This is a genomic window from Actinoplanes sichuanensis (genome assembly GCF_033097365.1).
GTDB lineage: Bacteria > Actinomycetota > Actinomycetes > Mycobacteriales > Micromonosporaceae > Actinoplanes > Actinoplanes sichuanensis.
The window spans coordinates 11904331-11916926 of record NZ_AP028461.1 but is presented as its reverse complement, the minus strand read 5'-3'; the positions used below and the strand labels follow the sequence as shown (position 1 = coordinate 11916926).

10 protein-coding genes are annotated in these 12596 nt (G+C 69.5%); 4 read left to right on the top strand and 6 right to left on the bottom strand.

Translation table 11 applies throughout. The annotated features are described in order from the left end of the window. The first annotated feature begins 339 nt into the window (after nt 1-339). Nucleotides 340-1308 carry an arabinan endo-1,5-alpha-L-arabinosidase gene (locus Q0Z83_RS54580; protein ID WP_317791443.1) on the top strand — a complete coding sequence of 323 codons (969 nt, stop codon included), beginning with the start codon at nt 340-342 and terminating at the stop codon, nt 1306-1308. Between the two features lie 48 nt (nt 1309-1356). Here Q0Z83_RS54580 and Q0Z83_RS54575 read toward each other — a convergent pair whose 3' ends face one another. After that, nucleotides 1357-2292: a TIGR03619 family F420-dependent LLM class oxidoreductase gene (locus Q0Z83_RS54575; protein ID WP_317791442.1), complete on the bottom strand. Its 936-nt coding sequence runs from the start codon at nt 2290-2292 to the stop codon at nt 1357-1359. Between the two features lie 170 nt (nt 2293-2462). Between Q0Z83_RS54575 and Q0Z83_RS54570 the strand changes: the two genes are divergently transcribed. After that, nucleotides 2463-3296, top strand: coding sequence for a DUF4142 domain-containing protein (locus Q0Z83_RS54570; protein WP_317791441.1), 834 nt, complete (start codon nt 2463-2465; stop codon nt 3294-3296). Between the two features lie 149 nt (nt 3297-3445). Further along, on the top strand, nt 3446-4585 hold the full coding sequence (locus Q0Z83_RS54565) for a hypothetical protein (RefSeq protein ID WP_317791440.1): 1140 nt from the start codon (nt 3446-3448) through the stop codon (nt 4583-4585). Nucleotides 4586-4627: 42 nt separating this feature from the next. Here Q0Z83_RS54565 and Q0Z83_RS54560 read toward each other — a convergent pair whose 3' ends face one another. The 5 genes from Q0Z83_RS54560 to Q0Z83_RS54540 are packed head-to-tail and all read right to left on the bottom strand — an operon-like array spanning nt 4628 to nt 11242. Continuing rightward, nucleotides 4628-6316, bottom strand: a complete 1689-nt coding sequence (locus Q0Z83_RS54560) for a carbohydrate-binding protein (protein WP_317791439.1) — start codon at nt 6314-6316, stop codon at nt 4628-4630. 32 nt (nt 6317-6348) lie between these two features. Continuing rightward, entirely contained in the window at nt 6349-8250 is a 1902-nt protein-coding gene (locus Q0Z83_RS54555; protein WP_317791438.1) for a glycoside hydrolase family 127 protein, read from the bottom strand. Nucleotides 8251-8259: 9 nt separating this feature from the next. Continuing rightward, complete coding sequence (locus tag Q0Z83_RS54550; protein WP_317791437.1) at nt 8260-9066, bottom strand: carbohydrate ABC transporter permease; 807 nt, start codon at nt 9064-9066, stop codon at nt 8260-8262. Continuing rightward, nucleotides 9063-9992, bottom strand: coding sequence for a carbohydrate ABC transporter permease (locus Q0Z83_RS54545; RefSeq protein WP_378078339.1), 930 nt, complete (start codon nt 9990-9992; stop codon nt 9063-9065). The genes Q0Z83_RS54550 and Q0Z83_RS54545 overlap by 4 nt, the downstream gene beginning before the upstream one ends. Further along, nucleotides 9989-11242 (bottom strand): sugar ABC transporter substrate-binding protein, encoded by a 1254-nt coding sequence (locus tag Q0Z83_RS54540; RefSeq protein WP_317791436.1) that lies wholly within the window; start codon nt 11240-11242, stop codon nt 9989-9991. The genes Q0Z83_RS54545 and Q0Z83_RS54540 overlap by 4 nt, the downstream gene beginning before the upstream one ends. 183 nt (nt 11243-11425) lie before the next feature. On the opposite strand from Q0Z83_RS54540, the gene Q0Z83_RS54535 reads away from it, so the two are divergent. Continuing rightward, complete coding sequence (locus Q0Z83_RS54535) at nt 11426-12424, top strand: LacI family DNA-binding transcriptional regulator (protein WP_317791435.1); 999 nt, start codon at nt 11426-11428, stop codon at nt 12422-12424. Nucleotides 12425-12596: the final 172 nt, after the last annotated feature.

Genomic DNA, 12596 nt, shown 5'->3' with positions numbered 1-12596 from the left:
TGAGATCCGCGGCCCGCGGTGCGAACCGTCCGAGGGATCTTCGGCCGCCCGGTCCGCCTTTTTACCTCTTTCGTACGGCCTACCGGGGCCACTGTGGCTGTCCCCGCGAGGCAGGCCGGACACCGGGCCGCCAGCGCGTCTTTCGGGCGGCCGCAGTGGGTCACCGCTGTGAACGCACCACAGTCGATCATGAGCAGCTCGACGTCCACTCTTGACTAACCCCTTGTGATCGTTAACATACCGGTAATCGGATAGACACCGATGAGTACGAAGCCCCTTTCGGCCGCGGACTCCGTTTCCCCGAACGGGACCGCGCATCCCCCCGAAGGTGACATCCCCATGCGCATCCGCAGACTGCTCGTCGCCGGTGTGACCGGCATCCTCGCCCTGACCGTGGCCGGCACCGCGCCGGCCGCGGCCGCCTACCCCAACCCGGGTGTGGTGACCGGCTCGACCGGCGCCCACGACCCGACCATCGTCAAGCGCCCGACCGGCGGCTACCTGCTGGCCACCACCGGCGACGGCATCACCCTCAAGACGTCCGCCGACCGTACCGCGTTCGCCGACGCCGGCAAGGCGTTCCCCAGTGGTACCTCCTGGGCGAGCTCCTACACCGGCGGCAGCGCCAACCTGTGGGCGCCCGACCTGTCCTACCGCAACGGCAAGTACTGGCTCTACTACTCGGCCTCGACGTTCGGCTCCAGCAAGTCGGCGATCTTCCTGGCCACCAGCACCACCGGCGCGTCCGGCTCGTGGACCCACGTCGGCAAGGTGATCGAGTCGACCACCAGCAGCAACTGGAACGCCATCGACCCGAACCTGACGGTCACCCCGTCCGGCGAGTGGTGGCTGACCTTCGGCTCGTTCTGGTCCGGCATCAAGATGGTCAAGCTGAACTCGGGCACCGGCCTGCGCGCCGACTCCACGCTGTACAACATCGCCGAGCGGTTCGTGAACAGCAAGTCGGTCGAGGCGCCGTTCATCCACTACCGCAACGGCTACTACTACCTGTTCATGTCGTTCGACTTCTGCTGCCAGGGCGCGTCCAGTACCTACCGCACCATGGTGGCCCGCTCGACCAGCATCACCGGGCCGTATCGGGACCGGGCCGGCACCTACACCACCTCCGGCGGCGGCACCGAGATCCTCGCCTCGCACGACGCGGTCCACGGGCCCGGCCACCCGGCGGTCTTCACCGACACCGACGCCGATGTGCTCGTCTACCACTACTACAACGCGTCGGGCGCGGCCAAGCTCGGCATCAACCTGCTCGGCTGGGACTCCTCGGCCTGGCCGTACGTGTACTGACCGCGGACGGCGCCGGCACTCCTCCCTGGTGCCGGCGCCGCGACCGGTTCAGATCCCGGCGGCGCGCACCGCCTCGTACAGCTCCCCGGCCCGGCCGATCAGTTCCTTCACGTCGCGCATCCCGGCCGGGAGTGTCAGGTACACCTGGTCGGCGCCCGCCTCGGCGAACGCCGCCACATCGGCGACCAACTGCTCGATGCTCGCGGTGAACGGCTGTCGCGGCTCCACCGACGTCTCGGTCACCCCGAGCACACCGATCTGCACGACGCACTCGATCGGCGTGGTCCGGCCGGATCCGGCGGCGAGCTCCCCCAGCCGGGCCAACGTCGCCGCCACCTGCTCGGGCGTGACCCCGCTGGCCACCCAGCCGTCGGCCCGCTCGACCACCCGGCGCAGCGCCCGGTCGGCGCCGGCACTCGCGCCCAGCAGCACCGGGATCCGGCCGGCCGGCTTCGGGCCGATGTCGGCCGCGCCCACCTCGTACCGCCTGGTGGAGTAACCGACCGGATTCGGTCCCCAGACCGCCGCCGCGATGTCCAGGAAATCGTCCAGCGCCCGGCCCCGCTCGCTCAGCGGCACCGGCGCACCGGCCGCGAACTCGTCCGGCGACCAGCCCGTGCCCAGCCCGGCGACCAGCCGGCCACCACTGAACGCGTCGAGCGTCGCCAGCTCCCGGGCCAGCCGCAGCGGCAGGTGCAACGGCACCACGAGCACCCCGGTGGCGAGGGTGATCCGCTCCGTCACGGCCGCCGCCGTACTGAGCGTGACCAGGGCATCCGCCACCCCGCGGTAGATCTGCGGCCACTCCAGCCCGGGCACCCCGTAGAGGCCGTGCACACCACTCTGGTCCTCGGGCACGAGAACCCGCTCGAAGACCCACAGACTGTCGTAGCCGATCTCCTCCATCGCCCGCGCCGCGGTGACCACGTCCGCACCGGGGGCGAACTGACTGAACTGGGGAAGGCTGACGCCGAGTTTCACCATGCCCCCGACGATTCCACACCGGACGGTCGGGTGCTGACGGGTTCCGGACGGGCGCGCTCCCATACCTGTGAAGATCCGATGAATTCAGTTGATCCGATCGGCCCCCCGATACGTGGTCTTGGATACAGGAATTTCCGTGCAGGTTTTCCACCCAGGCCATGGAGGCACACGTGCTCGCCGTCGTCCGCATGTTCGCGTTGCCCCGCAGGGTGACCGCGTTGCTCATAGCCGCACTGGCTCTCGTCCTGTTCAGCCCGCAAGCGGCACTGGCCGTCGAGCCGGGCGTGCCGGACCCGCCGACCAACCTGGTCCCCGACACCGGCGAGGGCAAGCTGGCCGCCGCCGACAAGGACTTCGTGATCAAGGTTCGGCTGGCCGGTCTGTGGGAGATCCCGGCCGGCGACATGGCGCAGGACAAGTCGAGGAGCAACCGGGTCAAGGGCATCGGCGCGGACATCGCCGAGCAGCACAAGGTTCTCGACCAGCTGACCCGGGACGCGGCGAAGAAACTGAAGATCACGCTGCCGAACGAGCCGAACGAGGATCAGCAGGGCTGGTTGCAGGAGATGGAGGACGCCGCCGTCGGCCAGGAGTTCGACCAGATCTACATCGACCGGCTCCGCGCCGCGCACGGCAAGATCTTCCCGGCCATCGCCACCATCCGGACCAGCACCCGCAACGACACCGTCCGCAAGCTGGCCCAGCGCGCCAACCAGTTCGTGATGACCCACCTGACCCTGCTGGAGAGCAGTGGCATCGTCGACTTCGCGGCGCTGCCCACCGCCCCGCCGCCGAACGCCGCCACCGCCACCACCGCCGCGGCGAACCCGGTGCTGTCGGCCTCCGACACCGCCACCGGCGGCACCCCGTCGGTGAGCCTGCCGGTGGTGGGCGCGGTCGTGATCGCGGCCCTGGCCGGCGGCCTGCTGGTGACCCGCAAGATGATGAACGACCCGCGCCGCCGATACCGCCAGCGACAAAGCCGAGGCGGATACGGCTACTGACGACGGCCCACCGAAAGCGGTGATCACCCCGTGGTGATCACCGCTTTCGTCATGTCGGGGCGGCCGCCGGGCGGCCCCTGACGGCACCCCCGTCGATACGGTATCGTCCCGTGCTTCGATGATCTTTCAATCGACTGCTCGGGACAGGGATGACTGCCGCACGAACCAGGATGCTCGCCGCGCTCTCGGTGCCGATGTGTGCCGCCGCGCTGATGGCCTCGGCGCCCGCGCGGGCCGACTATCACGACACGAAGATCCTCAGCACGACGATCAACAACGGCCGGCCGATCGTCATGGGCGCCAGCGGGTCGGCGACCGCGACCGTCCCGGTCACGGTCGAGATCTACGACGACTCGGGCGGTGTCGAGACGATCGACGCCCAGCTCAAGAGCGTCAACCTGTCGTTCTTCGACTTCCTCGAGGAGATTCCGGACAACGACGGTGACAACATGCGCTGCGTGGCGAAGACGGCCACCACGCAGCTCTGCTCCGGGACCGCGGTCATCCACCAGTACGACCTACATGACAACTCGGCCGGTCAGGCGCTGTGGCTGCACATCTCCGGCTACACCATGGACTCCGAGCAGTACGTCCTCTACGGGCACACCGCGGCCCCGGTCCGGCTGTTCAAGCAGACCTGGCTGACCACGGCGAACGCCACCCCGGAACCGGCTCGCAAGGGCTCGAACCTGACGGTCACCGGCACGCTCACCCAGCCCGACTGGAGCTACCTGCTGGCCGACGGCAGCACCAAGATGACGGTCGGTTACGCCGGCCAGCCGGTACGACTGCAGTTCGCCCGGGCCGGCAGTACGGCGTACACCACCGTCAAGACGGTCACCTCGGGCGCCGGCGGGGCGTTGAAGGCGGCTGCCCCGGCGAATCTCTCGGGCACCTGGCGCTGGTACTTCGGCGGCAGCGGCACCTCGGCCGCCGCGGTCTCCGGCGGCGACGCGGTCACCCTCTACAAGGTGGCGCGCCTGACCGCGAACGCGACACCCGAGCCGGTCCGCAAGGGCGGCAGGCTCACCGTGACCGGACGCCTCACCCGGGCCACCACCGACGCCGCCACCACGTTCACCGGCTATGCCCGCCAGCCCGTGCGCCTGCAGTTCCGGCGGGCCGGGAGCAGCACGTACACCACGATCAAAACCGTCTGGACCGATGGGTACGGCTACCTGCGGACCACCACGAAGGCCACCGCCGCCGGGTACTGGCGCTGGTCGTACGCCGGAAACGGATCTGTCGCGTCGGTCTCCGCCACCGGTGACGGAGTCGCCCTGAAGTAGCGGCGCGGGGGCGTCGCGGACAGCGGCGCCCCCACGCACTGATCAGGCGAGGTTGATGTAGTCGAGTTCGGCGTAGCCGGTGCCACCCGCGAAGTTCGGGGAGCCCTTGGCCAGCCGGATCATGTTCCAGCCGGCCTTCAGGGTCACCGAGGTGCTGACGGTGGAGCCGAAGACGCCCCACGCCGCGGTCTGCGGGTAGCTGACCGTCTGCCAGGCGCCGCCGTTGTAGGCCAGGCCGTGTGTGGCGGTGGCCCCGCTGGCGTTGGCGTATCCGATGGTCATCGTGTAGCTGCGGGCCGTCGGCACGTTGACCAGGAAGTCGACGAACGACTGGTTGCGCGGATTGGCCGTGCCGTCGATCTGCCCGACGTATCCGCCGCTCGACGCCGACCCGGAGGAGAACCGGTTCGCGTTGACGACCGTGGCGTTCTCCGCCTCGTAGCGCTGCTGCCACGTCGGGACACCGCTGGTCGGGGTGATCAGCAGCTGGTAGGAGTCCCAGGCGTGCATGCCGGTGACCGGGACGCTGATCGCCCCGCCGGACACCGGGTAGGTCGCCGACGACACCGCGATCGGCGCCGACTGGTTGGTGGTCCGGCCGGTGATGCCGCTACGTACGACGGTGGCCCGGACCTGCGAGCCGAGCGCGCCGAGCCCGGTCACCCGGACGGTGTTGTTCCCGCTGTCGCCGCCGAACACCACGTTCACGATCTTGCGGGTGCTGTCGTAGGCGGCGACACCCTCCAGCCAGGAGCCGGGGGTGGTCCGCACGACGTTGCCGGCCATGTCGCCGTACCACTTGTAGGTCCAGTACGAGCTGGTCGGCGCGTTGTTGTGGAGCAGACCGTCAAGGGTGCCCGCCTCGTACCAGTAGGCGCGTTCGGCCGACCGGATCCCGTGCCGTTCGAAGACCGCCATGTAGTGCACGGCCACGCTCGGGATGTCGACCTGGGACGGCGAGGCGTACTCGTTGATCGAGATGGGCCGCGGCGAGATGCCCAGCGAGCTCTCGATGGCCCGGTAGTCGGCGACGTGCGCCTGGACGTTGAGGTACGAGTCGTTGTCCAGCTCGTGCCAGACGATCACGTCCGGCAGGGTGGCGGTGTCGCGGGCGTTGGTGAGGAAACCGACCATCCAGTCGTGGTTGTAGATCGAGTGGCTGGGCCCGACGATCGGGGTGACCGTGTCGAGGGTGCGGATCAGCCGGTGGGTCCGGGTCCACCCGGCGTTGAACGTGCCGGCGGCGCTGGTGTTCCAGGTCCAGTCCGGCTCGTTCCACAGCTCGTAGCCGTCGACGTTGGTGGTGCCGGTGGCGGCCAGCCGGGTGTTGACCATGGTGCGGACCTTCGACTCCCAGTCGGTCCAGCTGACCCACTTGTACGGGAAGTCCTTGTAGATGTCCGGCAGCCGCCAGAACTGCTGTGCACCGGCGCTGGTCACCTTGCCGGCGGCCAGGTGACCGTCGCAGCACGGGGTGGTCGCGCCGTTGCCGAGCTGCTGTACGCCGGGCGGCGGCTGGGTGAGGTGGTTGAGCCGCAGTGGATACATCTGCTCCAGCGGCGGTTTGGTGCCGGTGTCGACGGCGTAGAGGCCGCCGGCCGCGACGTGCGTGACCGGGCGGACGACGGTGCCGACGTCGACGGTGAGGGTGTTGCCGGCGGCCTGCGCCGGGCTGGGGACGGCCAGCCCGGCCAGGACGAGCAACAGTGCGGCGGGGATGCGGTGGCGCACGGTGTCACCTCGGTGGGGGTGATAGGGGATTCTTAGTCCTCCTGTGCGGCGAGCGGGATCCAGACCCGCATGGGCCCGGGTTCCCGGTTGGCCCACAGGAAGTAGGGGATGGCGGTGACCGTCAGGGCCGCCGCCGAGCCGCCGTCCCACCGCAGGTCACGGTAGAGCGGGGTGTTCTCCGCGGCCCGGGCGCGGACCCGGACCTGGAGGGTGACCGGGGCGAGCCCGGTGCTGTGGAAGGCGACCGCCGCCGGGGACCGGGCGTCGAGCTCGTAGTCCTCGAAGAGGGTGCCGTCGGCGGGCATGTCGGCGTGTTCCAGGCAGTACACGATCGGGCCGCGGACCAGGGCGGCGGCCCCGCGGACGGCGTCCACCCGCGGATGTCCGGCGACCAGGCGGGCCGGCATGGCGAGGGTGAGCACGACCTCGTCGCCGGTGTGCCAGATCCGGTTCAGGCGCAGGTAGCCGTCCTGCGCGCGGGCCGGGGCCGGGGTGCCGTCGACGGTCAGCCGCACGTCGGTGCACCAGGCCGGCACCCGCAACGACAGCGTCCACGGCTCGGCCCCGGTGTCGGCGATCGTGACGGTGACCTGCTCGTCCCACGGGTAGCGGGTCTCCACCCGCACGCCCCGCTCACCTGAGAAGAACGCACCGGAACCGTAGAGGTGCAGCTGGAGGCCGCTGTCGTCACCGGTGGCGGCGTACGTGTGCAGCGACGCCATCAGCCGGGCCAGGTTCGGCGGGCAGCAGGCGCAGTCGTACCAGTCGAGGCGGTGGCCCGGCGCGTTCTCGTCGCCGCTGTCGTGGCCGGTGCGCCGCTGCAGCGGGGTGGAGTAGAAGAACGCCGTCCCGTCGACGGCGGTGCTGGCCGCGATCGCGTTGTGCAGTACCCGTTCCATCTCGTCGGCGTACTTGACCTTGCCGGTGGCCAGCAGCAGCCGCCAGGCGAGCTGGAAACTGGCGATGGCGGCGCACGTCTCGGCGTAGGCGCGGTCCGGCGGCAGTTCGTAGGCGTCGCCGTAGGCCTCGTCGCGGTGCCGTGACCCCTGGCCGCCGGTCAGGTAGGTACGGCTGTCCAGCGCCGAGTCCCACAGCTGTTCGGTCTTCGCGAGCAGCGCCTCGTCGCGGGTCTCCACCGCCACGTCGACCGCACCGGCCAGCAGATAGAGCTGGCGCACCACGTGGCCGGTCACCTCGGTCGCCTCGCGCAGCGGCTGATGGTCCTGGAAGTAGGCGGGACCGAACCGGCCGGGGCCGATCACCCCGTGGCCACGGTTGTCCAGCAGCCGGGCGGCGAGATCGAGGTACGGGCGGTGTCCGGTGACCCGGTACAGCTCGGCGAGCGCCGTCTCCACCTCCGGATGGCCGTCGGTCTCCGGCGATTCGCCGTACCGCTGCACCAGAAGATCGGCGAAACGGCGCGCGACCGAGACGACCTGCTGGGCCACCGCATCTCCGGGCGCGGAACGCGCGGCCGCGACCGCGGCCTGGATCAGATGGCCGGCGGTGTACATCTCGTGGCTGAAGTGCAGCTCGTTCCACTGCCTGTCGCGCTTGTCCGGGTCCTGGTAGTAGGAGTCCAGGTAGCCGTCCGGGTCCTGGGCCTTCTCCAGCAGGGCGGCCGCCTCGGCGGCGAACTCCGGTGCGGCACCCGACCAGAACGCCGCTTCGAGCGTCTTGTGCACGTCGGTGTCGGCGAACCAGAAACCCTTGAACGCGGGCTCGCCGTCACCGGTGACGCGGCGCAGATTGCCCAGGTTGCCGTAGGTGTCGAGCCGGGCGACACAGTGCGGCAGGGTGGCCTCGGCGTTGCGGGCCTGCCAGCCGCCGAGCAGGCCGTCCGGTGCCAGCCGCACCCGGTTGGCGGGCAGCGGCCACAGGGTGCCGAGCGCCTGCGGGGTGGGCGCGACGGGGCCGTGGAGATCAGAGCTCATGGTGTTCCTCTAGTCCTTGACGGCGCCGGCGGTCACACCGGCGGCCACGTAACGCTGGGCCAGGATGAGCAGCAGCGTCGCGGGAATCGACGCGATCACGGCGGTCGCCATGATCGCGTTCCACTGCTGGTTGTTGTTGCCGATGTAGTGGTAGATGCCGAGGGTGATCGGCTGGGCGTCGCCGCCGCCGTCGAGCGTCGTCGCGAAGACGAAGTCCGACCACGCCCACAGGAACGCGAACAGGCTGACCGTGACGATCGCGTTGCGCGACACCGGCAGGATCACCGAGACGAAGGTCCGCCACCTGGTCGCGCCGTCGATCATCGCGGCGTTGATCAGCTCGTCGGGGATGCCGGACATGAACGCCGTGAAGATCAGCACACCGAACGGCACCGCGATCGTCGAGTCGGCCAGGATCAGGCCACCGACCGTGTTGAGGACACCGAGTCGCAGGTAGATGGCGTAGAACCCCATCGCCATGATGATTCCGGGGATCATCTGGGCGATCAGCAGCACGAAACCGAGCGCGCCGCCGCCCTTCGGGCGCAGCTTCGCCAGGGCGAATCCGGCCGGCGCGGAGAGCACCAGGGTCAGGATCACCGTGCCGAGACCCACGATCAACGACGTGCCGAGGTACGGCAGCTGCTGATCGATGACCGCGCGGTAACCCTCCAGCGTGCCGTTGACCGGGAACAGGTGCGGTGGGTCGGCCCGCATGTCGGTGTCCCTGGTGAACGACACGTTGATCATCCAGTAGACCGGGAACAGCATGACCGCCGTGAAGAACAGGCCGAGCGCGGTCTTGGCGTACCTCATGCCTGCCTCCTCTGGAAGCGGATGTAGAGCAGGCCGAAGACGAGCGCCATCACGATCAGCAGGTTGCCGACCGCGGCGCCGGGGCCGAACTCGGGCAGCAGGCTGCCGAAGCTGAACCGGTACGACCAGGTGGCGAAGGTGATCGAGGCGTCCGCCGGGCCGCCCTTCGTCATGATCCAGATCAGGTCGAACACCTTGAGCGTGTAGACCAGTCCGAGCAGCAGCGTGATCGCCGAGACCGGTCGCAGCAGCGGGAAGGTGATCCGCCAGAAGCGTTGCCAGCCGGTGGCGCCGTCGATCGAGGCGGCCTCGTACACCTCGGCCGGGATCGCCTGCAGTCCGCTGTAGAGCACGACCAGGTTGAACGGGATGCCGATCCAGATGTTCGCGATGATCACGCTGGTCAGCGCCCAGTCCGGCGAGGTCAGCCAGTTGACCGGGTCGAGCCCGACGCTCTTCAGGGCGAAGTTGACGATCCCGGAGTCGCTGTTGAGCATCCACGACCACGTCGACGCGCTGACGATCAGCGGCAGCAGCCACGGCACCAGGAACAACGCCCGCAGCGTGGCGGACAGTTTGAAGTTCTGCGCGAAGAACACGGCCAGGGCCAGCCCGATCGCGAACTGGAACGCGATGCTGACGACCGTGAACGTCAACGTGTGCAGTAGCGCCGGCCCGAACGCCGGATCGGCGAACACCTCGCGGTAGTTGTCGAGCCCGGAGAACGGGGCGTTGCCCTGCACGAACGAGCGGACCGTGTAGTGGCGCAGGCTCAGGTCCAGGTTGCGGTAGAGCGGGTAGGCGTAGAACGCGAGCAGGTAGATCACGATCGGCGCGAGGAACGCCCACGCCGTCCAGTGCCCCCGGCCCCGCCGGACCCGGGCGGATTCCCGGGTCCGGACGAGGGTCGACGCGTGACTCGTCACTTGGTGGCCGCGGCGGCCGTGGTCTGCGCCGTCTTCAGTGCGTCGGCCGGGGACGCCGACCCGCTGAGCGCGGCCTGGAACGCGGTCCACATCGGCTGCGAGATCTTCGGGTACTTGGTGCCCAGGTCGTCACTGGTCCGGCCCTTGGCCGCCTTGACCGCCTGCACCCAGACCGTCAGCTCCGGGTTGGCGGCGACCTGCTTCTGCTGCACCGCCTCGGTGGCGGCGATGTAGGACAGCGTGGTGTCCGTGGTGAGCGCGTTGTCGCTGCTGCTCAGGCAGGCGATCAGCTTCTCGGTGACGGCGTAGCGGGCGGTCTCGGTCTGGACCGGGGCGGTCACGAACTCACCGCCGGTCGGGGCCGGTGCGGTGCCGCCGGCCTGCGACGGGATCGGGATGATGCCGTACTCGAAGCCGGTCTTCTTCGCGTTCGCCAGCTGCCAGGTGCCGTTCTCGCTGAACGCGAAGTCACCGGCGGCGAACTCCTGCCAGCTGGTGGTCTGGGTGTTGTTGAGCACCGAGTTCGGCGCCAGTCCGTCCTTGAGCCAGCCGTTCCACAGCTCGAGGGAGGCGACGCCCTGCGCCGAGTCGAGCTGGGTCAGGTTCGCCCCGGAGCCCCAGAACCACGGCAGGAACTGGAACGAGCCCTCCTCGGTACCGATCGCCGAGAAGGTGATGCCCTTCTTGCCGGTCGCCTTGACCTTCTTCAGCGCGTCGGTCAGCGACGCCCAGTCCTTGATCGCCGCCGGGTCGACCTTCGCCGCGTCCAGGACCTTCTTGTTGTAGTAGAGCGCGAGCGTGTTGGCGCCGATCGGGATGCCGTAGGTCTTGCCGCCGATCTGCCCGGCCGCCAGCAGGTTCGGCTCGACCGCGGCGGTGTCCACCTTCAGCTCGTCGGTGGTGGTGAGCACCCCGGCGTCGGCCAGGGTGGAGACCACCGGGTTGTCGACGATCAGCACGTCCGGCGAGTTGCCCTGCTGGGCGGCGAGCAGCGCCTTGTTGGTCAGGTCGGTGGTGTCGTAGCCGGTGCGCTTGACCGTCACCCCGGCGTCGGTGCCGCACTTGGTCAGCAGCTTCACCCAGTCCGAACCGTCGTCGAACTGCGGGTACGGGTCCCAGATCGTGTAGTCGCCGCCGGCCGCGCCGGTACCGGTGTCGCCGGGCTCGGAGCCCTTCGAGCAGCCGGCCAGCAGGCAGACGGAGATGGCGAGAGCCGCTGCCGCACGCAGACGTCCCCGGGTAGTGGTCATATCGGATCCCCTTGCACGTGGAGGAGGATGGCGGGAGGGGTGGCGGTCCATATTCAGGAACGCTAGGAAATCGATTGCCTAGACGCTAGGTAGCGTCTTGCTCGCATGTCAAGAGCAAGTTACGGTCACATGACGAGGGTGCCGGAAACGGTGCCGGAAACTGGGGAGGAAACGCTGAGCACCATGGATCGCGCGGTCACCATCAGCCAGGTGGCGGCGCTCGCGGGGGTCTCCACAGGCACGGCGTCGAAAGCGCTCAACGGCCGGGGCGCGCTGCGGCCGGAGACTCGGCTACGCGTGCAACAGGCCGCTGAGCAGCTCGGCTTCGTCGCCAACGCGGCCGCCCGGAGCCTGCAGACCGGCCGCACCTACACGGTCGGGATGATCACCACCGACAGCATCGGCCGGTTCAGCATCCCGCTGCTCATCGGCGCCGAGGACGCGCTCGGCGCCGGCCAGATGTCGATCTTCCTGTGCGACGCCCGCGATGACCCGATCCGCGAGCAGTACTACCTGCGTACGCTGCTCAGCCGCAAGGTCGACGGGATCATAGTGACCGGACGCCGCACCGACGCCCGCGCGCCGATCGGGGTCGGCCTGCCGGTCCCGGTGGTCTACGCGTTCATCAGCTCGACCGACCCGCAGGACTGTTCGGTCGTGCCGGACGAGGCCGACGGTGCCCGCCGCGCGATCCGCCACCTGCTCGCCGTCGGCCGCCGCCGGATCGCGCACGTCACCGGCCCGGAGCACCATCACTCGGCCAGCGTCCGGGCCCGGGCCGCCGAGGAGGCGCTGGCCGGCGAGGGTTTCCGGCCGGCCGTCCCGACGCTGTACGGCGAGTGGAGCGAGGCCTGGGGCCGCCAGGCCGCCGGGATCCTGCTGAACACCGGCGCCGACGTGGACGCGGTGTTCTGCGGCAGCGACCAGATCGCCCGGGGTCTCGCCGAGGCGCTCAGCAAGGCCGGCAAGCAGATCCCGCGGGACGTGGCGCTGGTCGGTTTCGACAACTGGGACGTCATGGTGGAGGGCTGCCAACCGGCCCTGACCAGCATCGACATGGATCTGGAGGGGATCGGCCGGTCGGCGGCGGAGATGTTGCTCGCGGCGATCAACGGCACTCCGGCGCACGGCCGGCACGCCCGCCCGGGCCGCCTGATCCCCCGCTCCTCGACGGCGGTCTGAGCCCGGCCGGCCCGCACCGGCGCCGCACCGGAAGGCAGCGGTGAGAGCCAGCCGGCGACTCTAGGCAAACGTTTTCCTGCGGAGGCATTGACTGGCGTATCTGCGGTTCGTAACCTGGGCGAAATCCCACGTTGACAGAACGCAATCGCTTGCCCGCGTTCGCTTGTTAACG